The sequence below is a fragment of the Hymenobacter sp. BT730 genome (assembly GCF_030542105.1).
In the GTDB taxonomy this organism is placed as follows: Bacteria; Bacteroidota; Bacteroidia; order Cytophagales; family Hymenobacteraceae; genus Hymenobacter.
Map to the genome: position 1 here is coordinate 1,443,612 of NZ_JAUOFB010000001.1, position 25,876 is coordinate 1,469,487.

Annotated in this window: 19 protein-coding genes; 7 read left to right on the forward strand and 12 right to left on the reverse strand. The window is 55.5% G+C overall.

The genetic code is table 11. The annotated features are described in order from the left end of the window. Positions 1-3: 3 nt before the first annotated feature. Both aceB and aceA read left to right on the forward strand, forming a co-directional pair. Positions 4-1,635, forward strand: a complete 1,632-nt coding sequence (gene aceB / locus Q4G72_RS06265) for a malate synthase A (protein WP_303310547.1) — start codon at positions 4-6, stop codon at positions 1,633-1,635. Between the two features lie 148 nt (positions 1,636-1,783). Then, entirely contained in the window at positions 1,784-3,064 is a 1,281-nt protein-coding gene (aceA, locus tag Q4G72_RS06270) for an isocitrate lyase (RefSeq protein WP_303310548.1), read from the forward strand. Positions 3,065-3,190: 126 nt separating this feature from the next. On the opposite strand, the gene Q4G72_RS06275 is transcribed toward aceA, so the two are convergent. Next, the gene (locus Q4G72_RS06275) at positions 3,191-4,360 is read right to left on the reverse strand and encodes a ribonuclease D (protein ID WP_303310549.1); all 1,170 of its coding nucleotides are present in this window, start codon (positions 4,358-4,360) and stop codon (positions 3,191-3,193) included. Between the two features lie 202 nt (positions 4,361-4,562). Between Q4G72_RS06275 and Q4G72_RS06280 the strand changes: the two genes are divergently transcribed. After that, a complete protein-coding gene (locus tag Q4G72_RS06280; RefSeq protein WP_303310550.1) occupies positions 4,563-7,586 on the forward strand; it encodes a SusC/RagA family TonB-linked outer membrane protein in 3,024 nt (1,007 codons plus the stop codon). Positions 7,587-7,610: 24 nt separating this feature from the next. Further along, positions 7,611-9,053 (forward strand): RagB/SusD family nutrient uptake outer membrane protein, encoded by a 1,443-nt coding sequence (locus Q4G72_RS06285; protein ID WP_303310551.1) that lies wholly within the window; start codon positions 7,611-7,613, stop codon positions 9,051-9,053. Between the two features lie 85 nt (positions 9,054-9,138). Here Q4G72_RS06285 and Q4G72_RS06290 read toward each other — a convergent pair whose 3' ends face one another. Then, a complete protein-coding gene (locus Q4G72_RS06290; protein ID WP_303310552.1) occupies positions 9,139-10,050 on the reverse strand; it encodes a prohibitin family protein in 912 nt (303 codons plus the stop codon). Between the two features lie 105 nt (positions 10,051-10,155). After that, entirely contained in the window at positions 10,156-10,635 is a 480-nt protein-coding gene (locus Q4G72_RS06295; RefSeq protein WP_303310553.1) for a hypothetical protein, read from the reverse strand. Positions 10,636-10,823: 188 nt separating this feature from the next. Between Q4G72_RS06295 and Q4G72_RS06300 the strand changes: the two genes are divergently transcribed. Together Q4G72_RS06300 and Q4G72_RS06305 are read left to right on the forward strand one after the other, a co-directional pair. Further along, on the forward strand, positions 10,824-11,108 hold the full coding sequence (locus tag Q4G72_RS06300; protein ID WP_303310554.1) for a hypothetical protein: 285 nt from the start codon (positions 10,824-10,826) through the stop codon (positions 11,106-11,108). 113 nt (positions 11,109-11,221) lie between these two features. After that, positions 11,222-13,780: a M14 family zinc carboxypeptidase gene (locus Q4G72_RS06305; RefSeq protein WP_303310555.1), complete on the forward strand. Its 2,559-nt coding sequence runs from the start codon at positions 11,222-11,224 to the stop codon at positions 13,778-13,780. Between the two features lie 78 nt (positions 13,781-13,858). Here the strand turns inward: Q4G72_RS06305 and Q4G72_RS06310 are convergent, their stop codons facing one another. The 3 genes from Q4G72_RS06310 to Q4G72_RS06320 form a co-directional block, all read right to left on the reverse strand. Next, positions 13,859-14,224: a hypothetical protein gene (locus Q4G72_RS06310; RefSeq protein ID WP_303310556.1), complete on the reverse strand. Its 366-nt coding sequence runs from the start codon at positions 14,222-14,224 to the stop codon at positions 13,859-13,861. A gap of 92 nt (positions 14,225-14,316) precedes the next feature. After that, positions 14,317-15,540, reverse strand: a complete 1,224-nt coding sequence (locus tag Q4G72_RS06315) for an S-adenosylmethionine:tRNA ribosyltransferase-isomerase (protein WP_303310557.1) — start codon at positions 15,538-15,540, stop codon at positions 14,317-14,319. Positions 15,541-15,577: 37 nt separating this feature from the next. Beyond that, on the reverse strand, positions 15,578-16,360 hold the full coding sequence (locus Q4G72_RS06320; RefSeq protein ID WP_303310558.1) for a class I SAM-dependent methyltransferase: 783 nt from the start codon (positions 16,358-16,360) through the stop codon (positions 15,578-15,580). Positions 16,361-16,905: 545 nt separating this feature from the next. Here Q4G72_RS06320 and Q4G72_RS06325 point away from each other — a divergent pair. Further along, positions 16,906-17,472, forward strand: coding sequence for a hypothetical protein (locus Q4G72_RS06325; protein WP_303310559.1), 567 nt, complete (start codon positions 16,906-16,908; stop codon positions 17,470-17,472). 83 nt (positions 17,473-17,555) lie between these two features. On the opposite strand, the gene priA is transcribed toward Q4G72_RS06325, so the two are convergent. The 6 genes from priA to rpsF form a co-directional block, all read right to left on the reverse strand. Beyond that, on the reverse strand, positions 17,556-20,096 hold the full coding sequence (gene priA / locus Q4G72_RS06330; RefSeq protein ID WP_303310560.1) for a replication restart helicase PriA: 2,541 nt from the start codon (positions 20,094-20,096) through the stop codon (positions 17,556-17,558). Between the two features lie 130 nt (positions 20,097-20,226). Further along, the gene (locus tag Q4G72_RS06335; RefSeq protein WP_303310561.1) at positions 20,227-22,269 is read right to left on the reverse strand and encodes a thioredoxin domain-containing protein; all 2,043 of its coding nucleotides are present in this window, start codon (positions 22,267-22,269) and stop codon (positions 20,227-20,229) included. A gap of 58 nt (positions 22,270-22,327) precedes the next feature. Next, entirely contained in the window at positions 22,328-24,199 is a 1,872-nt protein-coding gene (locus Q4G72_RS06340) for a GSCFA domain-containing protein (RefSeq protein ID WP_303310562.1), read from the reverse strand. Positions 24,200-24,435: 236 nt separating this feature from the next. Continuing rightward, positions 24,436-24,879 (reverse strand): 50S ribosomal protein L9, encoded by a 444-nt coding sequence (rplI, locus tag Q4G72_RS06345; protein ID WP_303310563.1) that lies wholly within the window; start codon positions 24,877-24,879, stop codon positions 24,436-24,438. A 2-nt stretch (positions 24,880-24,881) separates the two neighbouring features. Further along, entirely contained in the window at positions 24,882-25,133 is a 252-nt protein-coding gene (gene rpsR, locus Q4G72_RS06350) for a 30S ribosomal protein S18 (RefSeq protein ID WP_044514807.1), read from the reverse strand. Positions 25,134-25,137: 4 nt separating this feature from the next. After that, complete coding sequence (gene rpsF, locus Q4G72_RS06355) at positions 25,138-25,515, reverse strand: 30S ribosomal protein S6 (RefSeq protein ID WP_054411596.1); 378 nt, start codon at positions 25,513-25,515, stop codon at positions 25,138-25,140. Positions 25,516-25,876: the final 361 nt, after the last annotated feature.

A 25,876-nucleotide genomic window follows, 5' to 3' on the forward strand; every position in this document is an offset into this window, starting at 1 on the left:
TGTATGTTGCCCTTTTCCGACACCCAAACGGTAGTACCCGAGTCTGTTTACCTCACACCGGAGCGAGTACGGGTAACAGGAGCCTTCAAGCCGGAATTTGCGGCGATTCTTACGCCCTCAGCCCTGGCATTTGTGGCCGAGTTGCACCGTCGGTTCGATCCTACCCGACGCCATTTGTTGGCCCGCCGGGAAGCGCGGCAACAGGAGTTTGCAGCCGGTAAGCTGCCTGACTTTCTGCCGGAAACCCGGCTGATCCGGGAAAAGCCGTGGACAGTGGCCCCTATCCCGCAGGATTTGCAGGACCGCCGCGTGGAGATTACCGGACCCGTGGATCGGAAAATGATGATCAATGCCCTGAACTCCGGGGCAAAAGTGTTCATGGCGGATCTGGAAGATTCCAACGCGCCTACCTGGGAGAATGTGGTAGAAGGCCAGCGTAACCTGCGGGATGCTGTCCGCCGCACCATTAGCCTGAGTACCCCGGCTAAAGAGTACAGGCTTAACGCGGAAATAGCGACGCTGGTAGTGCGCCCCCGCGGCTGGCACCTGGTAGAAAAGCACGTGCTGGTGGATGGGGAGCCCATCAGCGCTTCTCTGTTCGATTTTGGCTTATACTACTTCCATAACGTGCACGAGCTGTGTGCCCGCGGCAGTGCCCCATACTTTTACCTGCCCAAGATTGAAAGCCACCTGGAAGCGCGCCTATGGAACGATGTTTTTGGCTTTGCACAATGGTCGCTCAAACTCCCCAAATGCACCATTAAGGCCACAGTGCTCATTGAGACGCTGCCTGCTGCCTTCGAGCTGAATGAAATCCTATACGAGCTGCGTGAGCACAGCGCGGGCCTCAACTGTGGGCGCTGGGACTATATTTTCTCCTACATCAAACGACTGGGGCTGAAACCTGAATTCCGCTTGCCCGACCGTGCCCAGGTAACCATGGCCGTGCCTTTTATGGCGGCCTACTCGCAGCTGGTTATCCAAACCTGCCACCGCCGCGGGGTACATGCCATTGGTGGCATGGCAGCCCAGATTCCCATCAAAAATAACCCGGAAGCCAACGAGGCCGCGCTGGAGAAAGTGCGCCTGGATAAAGTGCGTGAAGCCAAAAACGGCCACGATGGCACCTGGGTAGCCCACCCTGGCCTAGTACCGGTAGCTCTGGATGTGTTTAATGAGTTCATGCCAGGTCCCAACCAAATTGAAAACAAGCGCGAAGATGTGCAGGTAACGGCAGCTGATCTGGTGCGGGCGCCCGAAGGCAGCATTACAGAGGAAGGCCTGAAGCTGAACATCGACGTAGCCATTCAATATATAGAGTCCTGGCTGCGGGGCAATGGCTGCGTGCCCATTTATAACCTAATGGAAGATGCGGCTACGGCCGAAATCAGCCGGGCACAGGTGTGGCAGTGGGTGCATACACCGGGCACTACGCTGGCGGATGGCCGCGTCGTAACATTGGAGTTGTACCGCTCTATGGTACCGGGCCAGCTAGAGAAAATGAAGGCAGTGGTAGGTGAGGAGCAGTTTGAGCAGGGACGCTACCTGGAGGCAGCCCGCCTGTTCGACCGGCTGGTTGCCAGTGAGAAATTTATTGAGTTTTTGACGGTGCCCGCTTACGAACAGTTAGCCTAGCATAGCAAGCATCAAGGTTGCCTTGCCCTCGCTGAAGCGGGAGGCCTGACCTGATTCGTGTGAATTGATTTTCCAAAAAGCCGCCCTAACGCCGGCCGGGCAGCGCTTTGCCTTTTCCTAATCCTTTTCATCCCACAACGCAAACCCCATGAATAAGCAGGAACGCATTGCCGCCATTACCCAGGACTGGATCCAGAACCCGCGCTGGCAGGGCATCAAGCGGCCGTACACCGCCGAGGATGTTGTAAAGCTGCAGGGCTCCGTGAAGATTGAGTACTCGCTGGCGCGGCAGGGGGCCGAGCGCCTCTGGCAGCAACTGCATACGCAACCCTATGTGGCAGGCTTAGGCGCCCTCACCGGCAACCAGGCCGTGCAGGAGGTACAGGCGGGGCTAAATGCCATTTACCTCTCCGGCTGGCAAGTAGCTGCCGATGCCAACGGTGCCGGCCAGATGTACCCAGATCAAAGTCTGTACCCGGTGGACAGCGTGCCCAGTGTAGTGCGCCGCATCAACAATGCCCTCCTCCGCGCCGACCAGATTCAAAACCTAACCGGTGATGGAGAAGTGCATTGGATGGTGCCCATTGTAGCGGATGCGGAAGCAGGCTTTGGCGGCAATCTGAATGCTTTTGAACTCATGAAAATGATGATTGAGGCCGGCGCTGCCGGGGTTCATTTTGAAGACCAGCTTTCCTCGGCCAAGAAGTGTGGGCATCTGGGCGGGAAAGTATTGGTGCCCACTCAGGAAGCGGTACAAAAGCTGGTAGCCGCCCGGCTGGCTGCCGATGTATTGGGTGTGCCCACCCTCATTGTAGCCCGCACCGATGCAGATGCCGCTGATCTGCTCACGGCCGATGTAGACCCCCGCGACAAACCTTTTGTGCTACAGGAAGCCGAGCGTACCAGCGAAGGGTTCTACCGGGTACGCTGTGGGGTGTCTGCCTGCATTGCCCGGGGCCTGGCCTACGCGCCCTACGCTGACCTGATATGGATGGAAACCTCACACCCCGACCTGGAACAGGCCCGACAATTCGCCGAGGGTATTCATGCGCAATACCCTGGCAAACTGCTGGCGTATAACTGCTCGCCTTCCTTCAACTGGGCATCCAAGCTAAGTGTAGAGCAGATGGAAACCTTCCGGGAAGAGCTGGCGGCGCTAGGCTATAAATTTCAGTTTATTACCCTGGCCGGGTTCCATGCTCTGAATACCAGCATGTTTGAGCTGGCCCAGGCTTACCGCGACAGGGGCATGGCGGGATATTCTGAGTTGCAGGAACGGGAATTCGCGCTGCAGAAGCAGGGCTTTAAAGCTGTAAAACACCAGGCGTTTGTAGGCACTGGCTATTTTGATGCGGTGCAGAATGTCGTATCAGCGGGCAAGAACAGTACGACGGCTTTAGTAGGCAGCACTGAGGCGGCGCAATTCTAGCCTGCGAAGTTGGCTGGATTTGTTGGGCAGGTATAAAAACGCCTAAAAAACAAAAGCCCCCAGACTGGAGGCTTTTGTTTTTTAGCTGCTATCTGTAGAAACCAACCTGTCTGGCAAAGCTATGGGCTAGAAAGGCAGCGCAATCAGGTCGTAATCGAGGTTGTGGCGCTGCGCAGTTTCGCGCAGAATGGTTTTCTGCCAGGGGCGTAGCACATGCTCGGCGCCTAACTCTACTATATCGGCTACCAGGCGGTTGGAAAGCACCAGGTTGGCAACATAGCTGTTTACATCCTCTGTAATGTGGGTCTTTAGCTGAATCAATAGCTGTTCGCGGGCATCGGCACGGGTGGCCTTCTCCCCGCTGAGACGGCGCCGGAACGGAAAGCGGCGGCCTTCGGCGCTGGGTGCCGGTTCGGGTGTAGGCACAAAGTTGTGCGGCGACAGGGCCGAGAGACGCTCCAGATACGGCGCGCGCTTCAGGTCTGGGTGTAGGCCACGAGCTGATTTCCAGTCGTTTTCATTGCGTGGCGTGTCGCGCACCAGCTCAGCCAGTCGGTCATTAGCGAAGACCATGTAGGGTGGCCGATCCAACTGCCGGGCCATCTGGTCGCGCACCAGGTACAGGTCGCGGAACAGGGGCATTTCATCGGGCTGGATGCGGTATTTGCCGGCAATGCGCAGGTAGGGCCGCTCGTCGCGGGTGTAGCGCACATCTTCGAGGGCTGCATTTTCCTCGGCGGCCCATTGCGTGCGGCCCAGATCGGCCAGCTTAGCCGCCAGGCGGTCAGCTAACTCAAACAGGTATACCACATCATTAGCCGCATACTCCTTCTGTGCCTCCGTAAGGGGGCGCTTTAGCCAGTTCGATTTCTGCTCGCCTTTATCTACTTCCAGCCCCAACTCCGCCTGAATAAGGCGGCCCAGCGAAATATTGTTTTCCGACTCCGCCAGTAGCGTGTACTGCACACTGGTATCGGTGATGTTGCGCACGTGCACGCTGTAAAGCTCATCCAGCAGCAGAATATCGGACTTGCAGCTGTGGAAGACTTTCTCCACGGCCGGGTCGCGCAGAATGGCCCAAATGGGCTCTAGCTCGTGGGCCGGATTGGTCAGTGGCAGCGGATCAATCAGATAAACGGTCTGGCCGTCAAAAATCTGAATCAGGGCCAGATTACGACCATAGCGGTGGCGCATGTCATCGAATTCCAGATCGACGCCGATACGGGGGCAGGCTTGCAGCGCCTCAGCGGCGCGTTGAATGGCCACGTGGGCCGTGAGGTACTGAATCTGTGACATAAATCTAAGTTGATACAAATAAACAGGGATTTTAGCTGTGCATTCTGATTCTTCATGGCATCATCAAAATAGGCGGGCAAAATCCTAATGGGTGTTGAAATCCTGCATAATTGTTTAGTATTGTCAAATGCGTTAGATAGGGGGCACTCTAACTACCCTTATCAAATAATATTCACTTAAAACGGCCGCAAGGTCACTTATCATGAAACACAGACTACTTCTTACCCTAGTCCTGTATTTGGTGCTGGGGGTAGCAGCCTGGGCTCAGACGCGCTCCGTAAGCGGGCGGGTTACGGCGGCAGGTGATGGCTCGGGCCTGCCCGGTGTAACCGTGCTGGAGCGCGGTACTACCAACGGTACCAGTACCGATGGGAGCGGTAATTTTACGATAACCGTGCAGGAAGGGGCCAGCCTGGTGTTCAGCTCCATTGGCTACACTGCGCAAACAGTAGCGGTAGGCAACCAAAGTAACATAACGGTACGCCTGCAAACCAACGAAACAATACTGGGCGAAACAGTGGTCATTGGGTATGGCTCTCAGGCCAAGCGGGAGCTTACTGGCTCGGTCACCCAGCTCAGCAGCAAAGAGGTAGAAAACGTGCCTACCGTCAGCTTTGAGCAGGCTATTCAGGGCCGTACGCCGGGGGTACAAATCAACCAAGGGTCGGGTAAGCTGGGTTCTGCGGTGCAGATCCGGGTACGCGGTGCCTCCTCCGTTACTGCTTCCAACCAGCCGCTGTATGTTATTGATGGTATTCCGGTAACCTCCCAGGACGTGGGTGCGGCCAATACGGACCCCATTAACCCCATGGCCGACCTGAACCCGAACGACATTGAGAGCATTACCATTCTGAAAGATGCGGCCGCATCCGCTATTTATGGCTCGCGCGCATCCAACGGGGTTATTCTGGTTACCACCAAAAAAGGCCGGGCCGGTGAAACCCGCGTGAATGTGGGCGCTTACTATGGCAGAAGTGAGGCAACCCGGATTCGGAAGTTCCTGAATGCCGATCAGTACAAGGAGCTCTTTTCGGAGGCTATCCTCAACTCGGCCAAAAACCCGAATGGCTACATCAACTTTTACTACGGGGAGGATCCGGACTTAGAGCAGGTGTTTGCGGAAGAGGGTGGTATGGACCTGAACTCAACGGAAAACACCCCTTGGGGCGACCTGGCTTTCCGCAAAGGCAGTGTGCAGCAGTATGATGCTAACGTCTCGGGTGGCGATGCCAAAACCCGCTTCTTTATCAGCACTACCTTCAACGACCAGACGGGTATTATTATCCGGAACCGCTACCGCCGTGGTTCTATCCGCACCAACTTCGACCACTCTATTTCTGATAAGCTGAAATTAGGGCTGAACCTGTCCTTCACCCGTTCCGTGAATGACCGGGTATCGGATGATGCCGCGTTTTCCAACCCGGTGCAGCTGAATGCTCTGCCGCCTATTCAGTCGGCCTACGATGCCAGCGACCCTAGTGGCCTGAACCGGAATACGCTCTATTATAATGGTTTAGTAGATGTGGATAATGCTTCTAACCGGGCTGGTACGTACCGCTCTTTCAGCACCGCTACGCTGGGTTATGAGCCGATAAAAGGGCTGATGCTGCGGACAGAAAATGGGGTTGACTTCCTGAACCTGAACGAAAGCCTCTACTATGGCAGCCTTACCGAAGACGGGGCACCTACGGGCTACGGCTACCAGAACCAGCTGCAGGGCACCAACTTTACCTCTAACAACACGGCTACCTGGCTGAAGACATTCGGCGAAGATCATAACGTGGAGCTGCTGGGCGGTATTTCCTACCAGCGCTACAACGAGCAGTCTAACTCCTCAGAAGGGCAGGGTTTCCCCAACGACCAGTTCAAGAAAATTGCTTCGGCTGCCCGTATCACCGGCGCCAGCAGCGCCGGTACGGGGTATAGCTTCCTGTCATATCTGGCCCGGGTAAACTACACGTTCAAGAATAAATACCTGCTCTCAGGCAGTATTCGTACGGACGGCTCCTCGCGCTTCAGCGACAACAACCGCTATGGTACTTTCCCCGCCGGCTCCATTGGCTGGGTGATAACGGAGGAAGACTTTCTGAGCGAAAACGGCATTCTGAACTTCCTGAAACTGCGCGCCAGCTATGGCCTCACGGGTAACGCCGAGATTGGCAACTTTGCCTTCCGCCGTTTGTATTCGGCCATTCCTTATGCCGATGTAGCGGGTATTCAGCCTACTGGTCTGGGCAACCCCGATCTGACCTGGGAAACTACGGCGCAGGCTGACTTTGGCGTAGAGTTTGGCTTCCTCGATAACCGTATTTCCGGCGAAGTAGATGTGTACCAAAAGAAAACCCGCGACCTGTTGCTGAACCTGCAATTGCCTTATACAGGTGGCTACCCCTCCGTTACGCGCAACGTGGGTAAGCTGCAGAACCGCGGCATCGAATTAAGCCTGAACACACGCAACATTGATGGGGACTTTAAGTGGTTAACAAACTTTAACATCTCCGTTAACCGGAACAAAATTACGGAACTGCCTGGTGGCGAGATTATCTCCGGTGGCCGTAACCTGGGCCGGGTTCGGCAGGGTGAGCCCATTGGTGTATTCTGGGGCGTGAAGTATGCCGGGGTTGATCCGGATAACGGGGATGCGCTTTATTATGCTGAGGATGGCTCCAAGACCAATGATTATGGCGCAGCCTCCCAGCAGAAGCTGGGCGACCCTAACCCCAAGTTCACGGGTGGGCTGACCAACACATTCAGCTTTAAAGGTTTTGATCTAAGCCTGCTGAATCAGTTCACTTACGGCAATGATATCTACAACATTGGCGGCGTGTTCCAGTCCGTAAACGGGGATTATTTTGATAACCAGACGATTGATCAACTGAAGCGCTGGCAGAAGCCCGGGGACATCACCAATGTGCCCCGCGCCAGCTTTGCCGATGCTAACGGCACGGCCCCTTCTTCGCGCTGGATTTCCGATGGCTCTTTCTTCCGTTTCAAAAACCTAACCCTGGGCTATACTATTCCGGCCGAAATGGCCAAGCGTGGTTTCATGAAGTCGGCACGGGTGTATGTAACCGGCCAGAACCTCATTACTATCACTAACTATGATGGATATGATCCGGAAGTAAACACCACCACTTTCGGGCAGGCCAACTACCTGCTTGGTCACGATTTCTACACGCCGCCACTGGCTAAAACCTGGTTGGTGGGCGTAAATGTGGGCTTCTAATTCCTCTAAACTTTGACCTTCATCATGAAATATACAGGATTACGTCGCTCGGCTGCGTCGCTTGCTTTTCTGCTCACGTTAGGGCTCATGAGCTGCGACAAACAGCTGGATATCACGCCGCAGCAATCCGTTGATGCCGGAACAGCACTGAGCACGCCGCAAGGCGTAGAAAGCGCCATCATTGGGGCCTATGCCCGCCTGGATCTGCCCCAGTCTTATGGAACCAATCTGGTTTTGCTGCCCGATTTGCTCGGGGCTGGCCCTGAGTATCTGACCTGGCAGGGGACCTTCAAGAGCTACCAGGAGGTAACCGCCAAGAACATGACTTCCATTAACACGGAAGCCGACCGGACCTGGAACCAGAACTACCAGACTATCAACCTGGCCAATCTGGTGCTGGAGGCTACTCCAGTGCTAACCGATGAAGCGCAGAAAAGTCTGATTGAGGGCGAGGCGCATATGATCCGGGGTATGCTGTTCTTCGATTTGGTTCGGCTGTACGCCCAGCCTTACCAAACCCCCAGTAATGCTCCGGAGGGCGTGCCGGATCCGGCCAGCACACCGGGTATCCCACTTAGCCTGACGGCTAATAAAACGGAAGCGCAGGCTTCGGTACGGCTGGCCCGCGCCAGCGTGCAGGAAGTATACACCCAGGTGCTGACCGATCTGACCACCGCCATGGAGTTGCTGCCCGACCCCAACGAGGGAACCGATGTGCGCCGCTTTGATATGTATGATGCCAAAGCCCTGCTGGCCCGCGTGTACCTGCAGATGGGCAACTATGCCAAAGCCCTGGAACTGTCGAACGACGTTATCGAAAACAGCGGTGCTTCGCTGAACGCCTCGGTCATTTCCACCTTCACCAACAAGAATTCGTCGGAAGTATTGTTTGAGGTGCAGCAGAACGACCAGAACAACGCCGGTGCCTCCAACGATGGCCTGGCCACATTCTATTCCAGCAATATCCGGGGCTTTGGTGGCCGTGGTGATGTGCGCGTGCTGGAAGCCTTTGCTGCCCGGTATGAAGAGGGTGACCAGCGCGGTGCTACCGAGCAAATCGGTGCGTCCCTTATTTACACCGGTGATGGGCGCAGGGCAGGCCGGCTGCGCTCCTATAAGTGGAATACCTCTTCGCAGAACATCCCCATTATCCGCCTCAGCGAGATGTACCTGATCCGGGCAGAAGCAAATCAGCGGCTGAATTCTGCCGTGGGCGCTGCCCCTTTGGAGGATATCAATATGTTGCGTAGCCGGGCAAAGGCACCTTTGCTAGCCGCCGTTACGCTAACAAGTATCCTGAATGAGCGTGACCTGGAGCTGGCATTTGAAGGCTTCCGCCTGCACGACTACAAGCGTACTGGCCGCGCCATCGGTGATTTTACTGCCAGCAGCCCGGAGTTGGTTATGCCTATTCCGCAGTACGAAATCAATCTGGGGAATGCCCTGCCCCAGAATGATGGCTATTAAGTTTTAGCCTAATAACCATAAAGCAAAAGGCGGCTCCGGGTAACCGGAGCCGCCTTTTGCTTTATGGTTATTAGAAACCTGGCCGCTACTTATCCGAAACTAATAACTGGGGAGTGGCGCCGCGGCCACTGCCCATAATGATGACCTTACTGTTGGGTGAGGTTGCAATTTCTTTGTTGGCCTTAATCATTTCGTACTGCAGCAACTTGTCGCTAAGCTCGGTGCTCAGAATCTTCTGATAGTCGGCAATACCCTGGGCCTCCACACGCTTCCGTTCCGCTTCCTGCCGCTCCTTCTGGAGGACAAACTGCATCTTCTGCGCATCCTGCTCGGCGGAAATCTTGCTCTCAATACTGGCTTTAACCGAATTCGGTAGCTGAATATTCCGAATCAGGAGCTGGTCCAACTGCAGGCCATTTTTCCGAAAATCAGCCTCAATGGACTTGTAGATGCGGTTCTGAAACTCGTCGCGGCGGGAGGAATACAGCGCTACAGCATCATAATACACGGCATTGTCGCGGATGCGGGTGCGGGCAATGGGGCGCACAATCTTGTTCTCGTAGTCGGTGCCGATGGTGGTGAGGATGCGCGGGGTTTCGCTGGGAATTACGTGGTATAGGGCCGTCAGGTCGATGATGACTTCCAGACCATCGGCCGAGAGTACCCGGATGGCATCGTCGCCTTCCTGCTTGCCCTCTGAGTGCAGCGCCGACATCGTGTAGTTCTGAGTGCGGGTATCAAACCGCGTGACTTCCACCAGCGGATTCACCAGATTGAGGCCGCTGTTGAGAATGCGCGGCTGCACCTGCCCAAAGAGCGTTTGTACCCCCACGTTTCCTGCTTCTATCTGCACAATCGTGCTCAGGGCCAGGCCCAGCACTGCCAACAGCACTCCGCCAAATATCAGCAACCCCCGAAACCGCTCAAAGGCGTAGGATATTTTGGCAGCATTCAGCCCCAGAATGAGCAATACCAGCCCCAGAAAAATGAGCGTCATAACAACAACCGAAAAAGGCTACGTGTGAGGCCGGTAGAAACACCCGCCCGAAAACGCTGAAAAGGTAGTTGTTTGCTGCTAAACTGAAATAGGGGAGGCCGTTAGTTATTCTTCGTCCTCATCTTCGTTGTGGTGGCTGAAGTCCAGTTCAGGCAGCAGGGCCAGTGCCTCGGCAATAACCTCGTCCATGCGCTGCTTGGAGTCAGCATCCAGCGTCATTTCAAACAGTTGTAATAGCAGCCCACCTTCCTCATTTACATACAGGTTGGTGTAAAGTCGCTCAAAGGCTTTGGCATCCCGCGTAATGGTGTTGTCGATGTCAGCTACGGTGCGGGCGCGCAGGGCCCGGTGCAGCACATCCAGCACGCGGCGGCTTTCGTCATGGTCGCCTAACTCGGCCAGCAGTTTCATCAGGCTCATGGCCACACCCAGGCGCACCCGCTCAAAGCGGAAGGCCAGATCCGTTTGGGAAGCATGCTCAAACGCCGCATAAGCCGAGGTGTCGGGCTCTTTGAGGTAGCGGGCGGCATCTTCCTCAGTGCGAAAAGCTTCGCGCAGCAGTTGTTCGTAGGCAAGAGCACTCATAGTCCAGTAACGTATAGCGGTGGCTGGCAGTAAATAAGCCAGAAACAGGGCCGTAAGCCGAGGGAAATAGCAGCCCAATGGTAACCCCGGCCCGCAAAGGTACGATTGCCCAGATAAGACCGGCCGCTACAGGCTGGCTTTCGTTTACGGGTTGAGTCCCGATTACCCTCCTTTTAAATACTCATAGCATGACAACGCACAAAACAAAATGGCTCGTTTTTGCCCCTTCCGGGCTGATAGTAATTGGTTTGGGCACCTGCCTGATACAATGGGCCACGGAGATGAAGCAGAAAGGCGCACCTACCGGTAAATGGGTAGGTGCAGGTACGCTGGCGCTGGGCGTGTTTAATGCCGGCATTAGTTTGTTTGGACGCGGTGTAGTAGAAAAGGTGCTGCATGAAGTGCGCGAAAAAGGGCCTTCAGCCGTCATAACGGAACCTATTCCGCAAGCCGCAGAGGTAGAATCCGCTTAAAGGCACTTCGCCTAAGTAAGCTGCCAGGCAGAAAGGCGGGCCAGAGGTGTGGGGTTCTGGTAGCGGGTTGTATTTTCGCTGATTCCTTTCCCGCTCACCCTAATCTGTTTCGCATGAAGATTCGCCGTTGGGCGGCATGGCTGCCCCTGTTGCTTTGGCTGGTGCTACCGGTTGCGGGCTATGCGCAACAGGCCGCCAGCCAGCTGCTGACACCAGCCCAGTTCCTGGGGTATCCATTGGGCAGCCGCTTTACCCCGCACGCCGATTTGCTGCGCTATGTAGACCACGTCGTAAAAGCATCCGGAGGGCGCATGCACCTGCAGCGCTACGGCGAAACCTACGAGCACCGTCCGCTGGAGGTAGTGCAGGTGGGCACGCCGGATAACATGAGCCGCCTGGAAGAAATCCGGCGCAACAACCTGCGCCTGGCCGGGCTGGAAACCGGGGCCGTGCAGCGCCAGCAACCAGCCATTGTGTGGCTGAGCTACAACGTGCATGGCAATGAGGCCGTGTCGTCGGAAGCAGTGATGCAGGTACTGTATGATCTGGCAAACCCCGGCAATGAGCAGGTACAGAAATGGCTGCAGAATGTGGTGGTAGTAGTAGACCCCTGCATCAACCCGGACGGGCGCGAGCGGTATGCGCAGTGGTACAACCGGGTGCGCAGCCAGTCACCCAATGCCTCACCTTACGCCTGGGAACACCACGAGCCCTGGCCTGGTGGCCGCTACAACCATTATTATTTCGATCTGAACCGGGACTGGGCCTGGCAGACGCAGCAGGAAAGCCGGCAGCGTCTCATGCTCTATAACCAGTGGCTGCCCCAGGTACACGCCGACTTCCACGAAATGGGTGTGGATGAGCCGTACTATTTCTCGCCGGCCGCCAAGCCTTTTCATGCTGATATTACGCCCTGGCAGCGCAACTTCCAGAACATCATCGGCGACTACAACCGCAAGGTTTTTGACCAGAATAACTGGCTGTATTTCACCCGCGAAACCTTCGACCTGTTTTACCCCAGCTACGGCGACACCTATCCGTCCTTCAACGGCGCCATTGGCATGACCTATGAGCAGGGCGGCTCCGGCCGTGCCGGCGTGCGCATTGCTAAGTCCGATGGCGATACCCTGACGCTGGAGCAGCGCATTTCGCACCATTATGCCACTAGCCTGGCTACCATTCAGGCTACGGCCGAGCGGAGCGATGAACTCGTCAAGAACTTCCAGCAGTACTACACCAATGCCCTCAACAAGCCGCAGGGCGAGTATAAGTCCTTTGTACTGGCAGGCAGCGGCGACCCCGGCCAGCTGAAGGCCCTCACCCAGTTTCTCGACCGGCAGCAGATCCGTTACGGCTACGCGCCGAAGCGCGTCAAAACAAAGGGTTTCAACTACACCACCGGGAAAACCGAAAACGTTCAGATTGAGCCCCGCGACGTGGTGGTTAGCATGTACCAGCCCAAATCCACGCTGGTAAAGGTGTTGTTTGAGCCCCAGCCCACGCTGGAGGACTCCCTTACCTATGATATTACTTCCTGGGCACTGCCCTATGCCTTCGGGCTGAAAGCCTATGCGGTAAAGCAGCGGATAGATGGTTCTGGAGCTGCCGCTACGGCCACTACGGTGAAGGGTACGGCCACGGCAGGCGCTACGCCTTATGCCTATGTGGCACGCTGGAACAACTTGCAGGATGTCCGCTTTCTGAGTCGGCTATTGCAGCAAAAAGTGAAAGTGCGGGTAGCAGCCCGTCCATTTGAAGCCGAAGGGCAGAAATACTCCTCCGGTACGCTGGTTATCACGCGCAACGGCAATGAAGGACTGGGCCCGAAATTCGACCAGCTGGTCCGCTCCCAGGCCGATTCTTCCGGCGTAGTGGTGCAGGCGGTCAGCTCCGGCTTTGCCACCAGCGGGGCCGACCTGGGCTCTGGTTACGTGCGCTTCGTGAACAAGCCTAATGTAGCGGTGCTGGCCGGGGAAGGCGTTTCGCCCACGGCTTTTGGCGAAGTATGGCACTTCTTTGAGCAGCAGATTGGCTACCCCGTTACAGTGCTGGGGTCAGACTACCTCAGCAGCGTGCCCCTGGCTAAGTTTGACGTACTGATTTTGCCCGATGGAAACTACGGCGACATCTTCCCGGAGAAAGGCCTCGAAAACCTGAAAGCCTGGGTGCGAGGCGGCGGAAAATTAATTGCAATGGAAGGCGCCGCTGCTTTCCTGGCCGGCAAGAAAGACTTCGACCTGAAAGCCAAACCCGCTGACAGCGCCAGTACTAAAAAACAGGACCCTTATCGCCAGCTGCGCCGCTACGCCGACTCCGAGCGGGAGCAGCTGCAGGAACTGGTGCAGGGCAGCATCTTCCGCGTACAGCTAGACAACACCCACCCGCTTGCCTTTGGCTATGGCAGCAGTTACTACGCTCTGATTCGGGATACCGTCAATTATCAGTTCCTGGGCCAGGGAGGGTGGAATGTAGGCGTACTGAAAAAGAACAACTATTCCGCTGGTTTTGCCGGCTCCCGTGCCCGCCGCAAGCTAACGGATACCATGGTGCTGGGAGCACAGGAAATGGGTCGTGGCCAGGTAGTTTATCTGGCCGATAACCCTTTGTTCCGGGCCTTTTGGCAAGGAGGGAAGCTCCTCTTCGGCAATGCTATTTTCTTTGTAGGACAGTAAGGGCACTACCCTTTTACTTATACAAAAGCCCCCGATACAGCTGTATCGGGGGCTTTTGTATAATGGAAGCTGAATACCTTAGTCTACAACATCCTTAGCGGTATTTTTGACAGCTTTACCGGCTTTCTTTACGCCGTGGCCCGTTTTCTGGGCGCCTCTTTTTACGACATGTCCGGTTTTCTGGCCGGCTCTTTTCGCTACACGGCCGGTTTTCTTACCAGCATATTTTACATCTTGGCCGGTATTATGAGCCGCCTCGCCCACTTTGGTACGGCCGGTGCGGGTTTCCGTTTCCGTTTGCACGGTGCCATTGTCCCGCACATCTACCTCGGTAGTGGTTTTTGCGCCGGTAGCCGGATCCTTAATTTCAGTCTTGGTTTCTGTTTGCGCCGAAGCGGCAGTAGAGAAGGCTGCAAATACCAGCAGCAATACTATCTTTTTCATGGCTGAGTTGAGTTTAGGGATAATAATTCAGCCTTATACGGGTGTAGGAAAAAAGGACCAATAAAAGAGCAGTAAAATCGCCACAAAGCGGCTTATGGTAGCAGCAATGAACTGTCTCCGTAGCTTAGAAAACGGTAGTTATTGCTAAGCGCATGCTCATAGAGTTGCCGCCATTGTGGGCCTACTAATGCCGCTACCAGCAGCAACAAAGTGCTTTCTGGCTGATGAAAGTTGGTAATTAGCCCCTGCCCGATACGAAACTGATAGCCTGGCGCAATAAGTAGCTGCGTAGTAGCGTGCAGCACATCGGCTCCGGTACGTTCCAGGTAGTGCAAAAGGGCCTGCAGCGCCTCTGCTGGTGGTATTTCAGAGCCTGGCTCGTAGGGTTGCCACTGACTTATGTGCAGGGATGTATCTACGGCACCTGGCTCTTGTAGTAGCTGTACTCCCAACCAATAAAGGCTTTCCAGTGTGCGTAGGCTAGTGGTGCCCACGGCCAGTATTGGCCCCTGGTGGGAGAGCAGTTGTTGCAGCAAGGCGGGCGTAACACTGATAGGCTCCGCATGCATGGGATGCTCAGCCATCCGGTCGGCTTTAACGGGCTGAAACGTGCCTGCCCCTACATGCAGCGTCACGTGCGCGGTGTCTACCCCTTGGGCATGCAACTCCTGCAGTACCGCTTCTGAAAAGTGCAGTCCGGCCGTAGGAGCAGCTACCGCCCCTTCCTGCGCGGCATATACCGTTTGGTAGCGCACGGCATCTACATCCGTATCCGGGCGGTTGAGGTAAGGGGGCAGGGGTAAGTGGCCGGCCCCGCGCAGCACCTCAGCAAAAGGCAGCTCGGCCGGCTCCCAACTGAACTGAATCAGGGAATAGCCATCAGCCGTTTCCTGGCGCACAGCCGTCAGGGTAGCCGGCTGGTTGTTAGCCATAAACTCCAGCAGCACCGGGCCGCTTTTCCACCGTTTGCCATTGCCAACCAGGCATTTCCATACACAGGAGCCGGTTTGCTGCATGGCCGGCTCTATAGCACGATGCGGGGCCACAGGTTCCAGGCAAAACAACTCAATGATGCCGCCGGTGGGCTTATGTGCAAAGAGGCGGGCGCGCACTACTTTGGTATCATTAAAAACCAGCAAAGCATCAGCAGGTAGCTCAGCGGGCAGCTGATAAAAGTGCCGGTCTGTCACCTGGCCCTGGCGATACACCAATAGGCGGGACTGGTCGCGGTTGGGCAGGGGCTCTGGGGCAATGCGCTCCGGCGGAAGCTGATAGGTGAAATCGTGGATGGAAAGATGGCGCGGATTGGCATTCATAGCCAGCAAAGGTACGGCCACCCAGTCGCAAAATGTACTAGCGGGGACGGCGGAAAATGAGCAGGTGCTGCTGCGGTAGCCTGTCTATATTTTCCACAAACTCAAGTCCCACATCTTCCAGTTCCCGGCGGGCCTGGTCCATGCTCATCTTATGAATGCGCTTGATAGGCACCTGCGGGTCTTCAGCCCGGTATTCTACCAGCGCCACCCGGCCACCCGGCTTGAGGGCGCGGCGTACGGCCTGCATCATTTCCCGGGGGTGGTCAAACTCGTGATAAGCATCTACCAGGAGCACCAGATCTACGCTGGCGGGGGGCAGGTTCGGGCTTTTAGTGGTGCCCAGAATAGGCTCCACGTTGGTTAGGTGGGTACGGGCTTTCGTGCTTTCAATGGCACGTAGCATTTCAGGCTGAATATCGACGGCCAAAACGCGGCCCTGGGGCACCAGTGGACTAAGGCGAAACGTGAAAAAGCCGGTGCCCGCCCCTAAGTCGGCTACTACATCAGTGGGCTTCAACTGCAGGGCCTGAAGCAGCAAATCTGTGCGCTCTTCTTCTGCGCGGTTTGGGCGCTCCAGCCAATCAGCCCCTTCGTGCCCCATAACGTGAGCAATCTGCCGGCCATGATAGTATTTGCTGATGCCGTTAGGGTCCTGCGGGGGTCGGTGCTCATAGCCCGTACTATCAGGCACAAAGGCATGAGCAGCAGCGGCGGCTGCCCGGCTTTCAGCGGGCGGCTGTGTACAGGCCGGGGCCAGCATCAAAGCACCCAAAGCCAGCAAGCCGGAGCAACACAAGAAATAAGAAGGACTACTACGCATATACAGTGGAAGAGCTACTGGTTTTTGACCAACAGTAGTATGGTTAAAGGGCTAACCCTACTGCTGTAAGGTGCTTTCGAATGACAAAAGGCCTTTATCATCCAACACAACGCTTTATTGGGAGGCACAGTGTCTGGCTTGTTTATTAACCAGTAGTTTGTTTTTCTGGTTTCCGGATGGGTTTGAACCTTTACCCTTCCCTTATTAAGGCTGGTTCCTGCTTCAGCCCCGGCAAAGAACGGACTGTGAGCTAATGATCTTAAAACCATTCTGCTGTGGCCCTACTTCATGAATGCTCAACAGTGCCTGTCCTGATAAATAGGAGCATAAATAGAACCAGACTTAGAAGGCAAGTTGGGGCAAATGTTTGAGGTGATGGCGCCCTATGGAGAAACAATGCGGGAAAGGAGATTTTTATTACCTGTTGCCTTGGCAGTTTTATTAGCTATAATTGCAGTAAGCAAAGGTAGCTGGCGGCCATAAGGTGGCCGATCCGTGAACATGCTTTCCTCCGTATTTTCTTTTTTCACCTTTCCCAAACCCCTATGAAACAACATTTCCACTACCTGCGCCAAAGCCTGGCGGCTTTGGTTGTCGTAGCTGCTGGTCTTAGCAGCTGCAGTCGTGCTGAGTATGCTATGCTGCCCAAAACTACGCCTTACCACGGTACTGAGCGTGTTGTAGCGGCGAAGCCTGCACCGGCACCCGTAGCGGCCGAAGAGGCAGCAGTAGTTACCCCAGCCCTAGAAGCAGTTCCTGTAGCGGCAGCCCCCAAAGCGGCCCCTGCCACTACCGCTCAAGCAGCTCGTGCGGCTTCACATGCCATGGCTACTGCCACGCCCAAGAAAATGAGCACACTGCAGAAAGTAGCAGTAGGCAAAGTAGCCAAGCAAATGAACAAGCTGGCGCAAAAAGCACAGGTAAAAACCCACAGCGACGTAGCCAAGGCTGATGCGCTGAGCGGTAACATCCGCAAGGGTATCATTCTGCTGCTGATTGGTCTGTTGATTTCACTGTTCAGTGGTATCAGCGGCATCTTTGGTATCCTGGGCGGCATTATTGCCATCATCGGTATCATCTTCATCATTCTGGGCCTGCTCGACGAAGTATAAGTCGGTAGCCAATCTGGTTTAGAAAAAGCCCCGACCATAGCATGGTCGGGGCTTTTTGTTGGTATTGCCTGTTAGAAGCTGGCTTACATCGGGTCAACATCAGCCACAAAACGCGCCTGCTTGTATTCCTTCTGATCCTTCACCGCATTAATGGCCGCCAGTATATCCGCCTTAGCCGATTTCAGCACGGTATGCTCGCGGCTGAGCTTGATGGTGATTTCCTGCAGGTAGAAGTTGCGGATGCGGAAAATGTACGGCGCTTCCGGCCCCAGTACGGCCTCGCGACCCAGCCGGTCAACCAGCTCATTGGTCAGCAAAATGGCGGCACCTTCGGCCAGGTGCTGGTCCATATGTTTTACCGTAAGCCGGATGACGCGCATGAAAGGCGGAAAGCCATACTCGCGTCGCTGCAGAATTTCGTACTCGTAAAATTCGATATAGTCGTTGCGGATAACCTTGTCGAAAATCACCTGCATCGGGTCGCCGGTCTGGATGATGACCTTGCCCTTTTTGCCCTTACGGCCCGCACGCCCGCTCACCTGCACAAACATCTGAAAAGCCCGCTCGTGCGCCCGGAAATCGGGGTAGTGAATAATGCTGTCGGCATTGATGATGCCCACCAGGCTCACGTTGGCAAAGTCCAGCCCTTTGGTTACCATCTGGGTGCCCACCAGCACGTTGGTTACCTGCTTTTCAAAATCAGCAATAATCTGCTGGTAGGAGTTTTTGGCGCGGGTAGTGTCCAGGTCCATGCGCTGCACATTGGCCTGGGGCAGCATCACCTTCAGGTCATCCTCAATTTTTTCGGTGCCGAAGCCCACGGTTTTGAGGTTGCGCGAACCACAGGCCGGGCATTCCACGGGCATCCGGTCATGGTAGCCGCAATAGTGGCAGCGCAGCTCGTGGGCGTGCTTGTGGTAGCTCAAACTCACAGCGCAGTTCTGGCACTTAGGTATCCAGCCGCAATCCAGGCAGTTGATGAAAGGGGAGTAGCCGCGCCGGTTCTGGAACAGAATAATCTGCTCTTTCAGGGCCAGCTTAGTCTCCATTTCCGTCATCAGCTCGGGCGTGAAGTGGTTGTGCATCTTCTTCGCCTCGCGGGACTTACGCGTGTCTACCAGCACAATTTCCGGCAAACCAGCTTCTCCAAAACGTTTGCTCAGCGTAACCAGTCCATAGCGGCCGGCCCGGGCCTGATAATACGTTTCCACGGCCGGCGTAGCAGAGCCCAGCAGCGTTTTAGCACCCTGGAAATTAGCCATCATCAGGGCCACTTCCCGGGCATTGTAGCGTGGGGCCGGGTCGTACTGCTTGTAGCTCGACTCGTGCTCCTCGTCCACGATAATCAAGGAAAGATTATCGAAGGGCAGAAACACCGCGGAGCGCACGCCTACCACCACCTGAAAACGGCCGGAAAGCACCCCATTCCACACTTCTACCCGCTCGTTGTCGGAGAATTTGGAGTGATATACGCCCAGCCGTGTGCCGAACACGCGCATGAGACGGGTAACAATCTGGGCGGTAAGCGCAATTTCGGGCAGCAGATACAGCACCTGTCCGCCGCCCTCCATGGCCTTGCGAATCAGGTCGATGTAGATTTCAGTTTTGCCGGCGCCCGTTACGCCGTGCAGCAGCACAATGTCTTTCTCCCCGAAGTGCTGCAGCACTTCGTCGCGGGCTGTGGTCTGGGCTTCGCTGAGTGTAAAGTTGATTTTGGCTTCGGCTGAATCGTCCAGCGGAAAGCGCGACACAATCACATCAAACTGTTCCAGTACGCCGTTTTTGATCAGCGTATTTACGGCCGAAGCGGAAAGGTGCGGGGCGCTGGTGAGGTAGGCTTTTTCGATGCCCTGGTGGTTGCGGTGTTCGTTCTGGTACACGGGCACCTTCTGTAAGTAGCGCATCAGCACATCCAGCTGCTTGGCCCGGGTAGCCAGCTGCGCAAACAGGCTTTCCAGCGCCGCCTCGGCCACAAAGTGGTGGGCCAGCCGCACCTTCTTCACCACTTTGGGCGAGTATTTATCGGCCAGGTGCTCAAACAGAAAGATGACATCTTTCTGCATCAGGGACTTAATAACCCGATGAAAAGAGGTGATACCGAGGATTTCGCCGACATCAGTAAACGTGAGCGACTTGCCTTCTTCACCAGTGTTCAGCGCCTCCACTACTTTCTGCTCCTGCTCGCTGAGCGGATACGGGTTTTCCTCGGCCACAAAGGCCGGATGCAGCTGTACCCGGGACTCGGAGCTTAGCTTAAGAGCGGAGGGCAGGGCCGCGTTAATGACTTCGCCCAGCGTGCACATGTAGTAGTCGGCCATCCAGCGGAAGAGCTTCAGCTGAGGCTGCGTCACTACGGGCGCGTCATCAATAAACTCCAGAATGTACTTGGCCTGATACTCCTTGGGCGGGTTTTCGTGCACGGCCGCTACAATGCAGCTGAGCGTTTTCTTGGCGCCGAACTGCACAATCACGCGGCCGCCCACCACTACCTGGTCGTTCAGCTCGAAGGGTACGCGGTAGGTGTACAGCTTGGGCAACGGGAGCGGCAGAATCACGTCGGCAAACAGGGTGACGCGGTCTACTGCAGCCGGCTCGGGCTGAACAAAGTCAAAGGAAAGGCTCAAAGGAAAATCAGACTGGAAGCGAAGGGTAAAGATAGACCGCAGATAACAAGGATGCAGGCGCTGCCTTCGATTTGTTCGAACATCACCCTGTTCATCTGGTCTGAATCCAACTCGACAACTTTGGCTTTCTTTAGCCAGGATAAAGCTGTGCCAGTGCTTCCGCAACGGTATGCACTGGCAGTTGGCAGGCCCGGTTAAAGCACACATACAAAGTGGTTTGCTCATTGTGTGCCGTGCGCCCCTGCAACAGCGGCAATGTACTGGCAGTGGTGGTACCGGCCAGCACAACATTGGGCAGGTAATGCCGGCTAAGTTCCTGGCGCCGTTGCTCGGCCTGGGGCCCAACAATAACCAGCTCAGCAGTAGGGCGAAGCAAAGCTGCGTATAGGGAGGCCCAATTTGTGAGATGCAATGGCTCCCGTACCACTAAGTCCTGCACTCGGCGAATCATAGACGCTGCTAACTGGCTATACGAAGCATTTTCCAGGTGCAGGCCTAGCCGGTGCAGGTTATGGCCCATAATGGAATTGGAGGCCGGAATTACGTTATCGAATAGCTCCTTTTTGCGGGCAATCAGCACTTCACCCGTGGCATCGGTGTAGAAGAATTGTCCTTCAATAGGGTCAAAGAAGTTGGTCAGGGTATATTCCGTCAACCGCTCTGCCTCACGGAGCCAGGTTTCATCGAAGGTAGCTTCATAAAGGCTGGTATAGGCCTGAATAACCAAGGCATAATCCTCCAGAAAGCCACTGATGGTGGCTCGCCCGTTTTTGTAGTTACGGAACAGGCTGGCCTCGTGGCGCAGGTTTTGCTGCAGGAAGTGAGCATTCTGCAGTGCCAGTGCAAGAAAATCAGCCTCACCGAAAGCGCGGTAAGCATCAATCAGGCCTTGGAGCATCAGGGCATTCCAACCGGTCAGAATTTTATCATCGAGGCCCGGGCGAATGCGGGTGGCGCGCACGGCCATGAGTTTCTGCTTCCAGCCTTGCACCATACTGGCTAAGACGCCCGGGGTAAGCTGATGGGCCTGTGCAAAGTCGGCGTCGGACTGGTGGCGGTGCAGGATGTTGCGGCCATGCTCCCAGTTGCCGAGTGCCGTGCAGTTGTAATAGTCAGAAGCGAGCGGTTCTTCATCGCCCAGAATCTCCCGTAGCTCGTCCTTCGTGAAGACGTAGAATTTACCTTCCTCGCCTTCACTATCGGCATCCAGAGAAGAGTAAAAGCCGCCTTCCGGGCTCATCAACTCCCGCTGCACAAACCCAATGGTATCGTACACTACTTCCTGGAACAGCGAGTCCTGGGTTACCTGGTAGGCTTCGGCATACAGGCTTACCAGTTGGCCATTGTCGTAGAGCATTTTCTCAAAGTGAGGGACCAGCCACTCCGCATCTACCGAGTAGCGGGCAAAGCCTCCACCGGCCTGGTCGTAGATACCGCCCCAGGCCAGCTCGCGCAACGTTAACACGGTTTGATCCAGCACTGTCTGACTGCCGGTAAGCTGGTGCGTGCGCAGTAGGAAGCGCCAGATGCTGGGCATCGGAAACTTGGGGGCTCGGTTCATGCCGCCCAGCTCCCGGTCGAATTTAGTAGCCAGATTATATACCAGCAGCTTGAACTGGTCGTCGGTGAGGCCTTCAGCACTTTCTGGGATGCGGTATTTGTCTAGGTCGCTGGCCTGCAACACCTGGGCAAACTGTTCGGCAGAAGCGTCCAGATCTTTGCGCCGGTCGCTCTGATATGCCTGCCCAATGCTTTCCAGTAGCTGTACCCAGTTGCGCGGCGGGAAGTAGGTGCCCCCGTAGAAAGGCTTGGCTTCGGGGTTCAGAAACACGTTGAGGGGCCACCCACCCTGCAAGCCCATGCTATGCAGCGCATCCATGTATACCTGATCTACATCGGGGCGCTCTTCCCTATCTACCTTAATACACACAAAATGCTGGTTCATAACCTCCGCAATGCGTGTATTCTCAAACGACTCCCGCTCCATGACGTGACACCAGTGGCAGGCCGCGTAACCAATGCTGACCAGAATCGGCTTTTGCTCCTCCTGTGCGCGGCGTAGCGCGTCCTCGCCCCAAGGGTACCAGTCTACCGGATTGTGGGCATGCTGCAGCAGATAGGGGCTCGATTCCTGGGCCAGGCGGTTCGTATGGGCGGGCTGAGACGAGTTCATAACGGGAAGCAGATAAGTCAGAAAGACAAAACCCGGCTGTAGAGGCCGGGTTTTGCATTTACGAATTCTGAGGGGCTTCGTCCGGGCTTACCGGCTTTTTTCGTGGTGGTCTGCCCCGCCGTTTGGGTGCAGTGTTATCAGCAGCATCGGCGGTTGCGGACGAAGCTACCGCTGGTGCTTTAGGCTTGGGCGGCGGGGGCAGCGCTTTCTTTTCTTTGGCTGGCGTGGCTCGGCGGGCCGGGCGCCGGGCCTTTGGCTTAGCAGGTGCTTCTGCTACCGTTGCGGGCACTTCTGGCGCCGGGGCAGGGGTTGCAGGCAGGGGCGCTTCGGCCGCGGGAACCGGTGCAATAACCGGCGGAGTAATTTCGGCAGTAGCTTCCGGCTTTGCCACGGCTTTAGCCGGACGACGGGGCTTACGGTTGGCCGAGGCTCGCACCTGACTGGCAGTGCGCCGGGCAGGGCGTTTATTCGTTTCCTCGGTAGGAGCCGGCTGCACGGGCAGGGCTTCGGGTAGGGCAGGCGCTTCCAATACTTCCGGCATGGCTTCCTGGGCCGTAACCTGACGTGAAGCCTCATACATAGCTGCCGCTTTCGCTACAGCAGGGGGCAAAGCCGGGTGTAGCAAAGGGGCCGCTTGCGGTACTTCAGCTGCAGGCGCAGGCGCTTCGGTAATAACAGCGTCGGGCATTGAGGTCTGAGCTGCCAATTGTGCGGCTTTTTTGTTTTTGTTACGCTTGGCACCACCCCGGGTACGGCGCTTCTTTTTCACCGGCACTTCCGCGGGAGCTTCTATCTCCGCAAGAAGAGAGGGGCTCGTAACAACTTCCTGCTCTAGTAGGGGCTGCTCCTCCGTCGGAACTTCGCTAATTCTTTCCGTTTCGCCACCCACATCAATCCGTTCCTCATCATCCTCTAATTCAGGCTCTATAACAGGCTGAATTTTCGGCGGCGGTGGTAGTTGCACTATCTGCTTGTGTAACTGACGGATTTCAGCGCGCAGATCTACCTGACTGCTCAGGCGTTGCAGGCGCTCCAACGTATGCTCCAGAAAGTGTCGGTGCTCCGGCGAACCATCGAATAGTGGGCGATGCGCCAGGGCTTGCCGTACAGCTTCCCATTCTTTCTTAAACCGGCCAAAATTGGCGTCGAAATACGTACGGGTAAACTTCTCCCAGATATAGTCTTCCGCCACTTCTGATGGGTGCAACATATCGGAAGCATAAAACCGATAGTCGCGCAAATCATCCAGCAACAGCTCATACGCCGGGAAGTAGCTCACATCCGGCAGCAACTCGCTCAGGTAGTGGCAGGCTACGCGCAGCACCGATTTACTCACAGAGTTCAGGGGCAGCGTATCCTTCAGGTGGCGCACCGGGCTTACCGTAAGCACAAACCGCAGCTTGGGGTTCTGGCGCCGCAGATACGCGTGCGTTTCCGCTACAGCATTGATAATCTCATCCGGCGTGAGCAGCTCCTTCTCGAAGCGCTCAGCTGGCAGCTTATGGCAGTTATTAACCAGTTCCTGGGTTTCTTTCAGGCGATACGTAAACGCCGTGCCCAGCGTGAGCATAACCACATCGGCCTGCGCCAGAAACGTGCCGGTGCGCTGCACTACCTCCTGGATCTGCTGGAGCAGGGCTACCGGCGTAGGTGCGCCAATGGAAGCATGCAGATCGTAGCTCTGCCAGCGGCCGCGGGCTTCTACCAGGTGCTGCTGCCAGTCCATATCCTCGCCGGCGGCCGCGCGCAGCAGCTGACAAGCCACAATGGGATTGAAAACAGTGCCGAAGGGATTAACCAGCGTGGATACTTTGAAATCGGTGAGGCGGCTGCCGATGGTTTCCGAAAAGCAGGAACCCATAGTTAACACCCGCGCCGTAAGGGGCAGTTGCTGAGGATGAGGCGTAAGTGGGAGTTCAGTACGGAACATCAGAATAAGTTCGACTCCAAAAAGGGCCGCGGATAAATGGCTGGCCACAAATGGCCGGTAACTGCTGGCAGCGCCAGGGCAGCCAAAAGTTACTACCGAAACAGAAAGATAGGTGTTTGGACCTCTGCAAAGGTAACAGGCCGCCTCACTTCCTACCTAGTGGTTGCGCTATAGGTTGCAGTACATAAAAAAAGCCCGTCCACGTAAGCGGACGGGCTTTTTTGCCAGCGAAGTGCTTATTCAGCTACTACGTTGAAGCGAACCTGGTGCTTCACTTCTTTGTGCAGGTTAATAGTAGCGGTGTATTCACCGGCTACCGAAGGCTCCTGGTCGAAAGAAATGCGCTTACGGTCTACGTCGATGCCTTTGCTTTTCAGCGACTCGGCCAACTGCAGCGTGGTAACACGGCCGAAGATTTTGCCGCTCTCACCCACTTTAGCAGGAATGTCCAGCACTACAGCACCGATTTTGTCGGCAATGGCCTGCGCGTCGCCTTTGATTTTGTCAGCTTTGTGGGCTGCCTGGCGTACGTTCTCGGCTACGATTTTCTTGTTGGTCTTGTCGGCCAGAATAGCCAGACCCTGCGGCAGCAGGTAGTTGCGACCATAACCAGGCTTTACAGTAACGATGTCGTTCTTGTAGCCGAGGTTCTTAACGTCGTCTTTCAGAATTACTTCCATGTCTATTTCAGCGAGTCAGTTACGTACGGCATGAGGGCCAGGTGACGAGCTTTTGCTACGGCCTGGGCCACTTTGCGCTGGAATTTCAGGCTGGTGCCGGTGATGCGACGGGGCAGGATGCGGCCCTGCTCATTCACAAATTTCAGCAGGAAGTTCGGGTCTTTGTAGTCCACGTACTTAATGCCAGCTTTCTTGAAGCGGCAGTACTTGGTACGCTGCTCTTGCTTGTGGATTCTTTCGTTTGCGAGGCTCATGGTCTTACTGGGCTACGGCTTCGTTTTCTTTTTTGGCTTTCTGCTGGTTCATCTCACCTTTCCGGCGACGCTCGCTGTAAGCTACAGCGTGCTTGTCCAGAACAGTGGTCAGAAAGCGGATTACCCGCTCGTCACGACGGAACGCTACTTCCAGCGTATCCACGATGTTGCCCGAGCCAGTGAATTCTACCAGGAAGTAATACCCGGTGTTCTTCTTCTGAATCGGATAAGCCAGCTTGCGCAGGCCCCAGTTTTCCTGGTTGATAATGTCGGCGCTATTTTCCTTAAGCACCTGGGTGAACTTCTCGACCGTCTCTTGCACTTGGCTCTCGTTCAACACGGGAGTCAGAATGAAGACCGTCTCGTAATTTCTTACTTCCATTACGACGGGGTGAAAATTGTGATGAAAAAACTAAATGAGGGCGCAAAGATACGCTTTTTCAACACAAGCCTATTATATAAGGTACTTTTATTGTGCCAAGGCGGAGAAGAATTATCTGATTATCAGATATCCATAAACCTTGTACTCAGAGAAGGAGTACTAACAGGATTCTTGGAAAGCCTGTCAGGAATTACTCTAAAGCCATTCGGCCGCATTTCTTACACCTATATATAAGAGCAACAGGGGAATGTTTTTTAGAAACATTCTAAGCAAGCTGCAAATGGCGAAAATTAGCTTGCCCTGGTTTGTTCTAAACCATTCACGACCTACATTTGTGGCCTTGAAGCACCCCCGCGTTTCT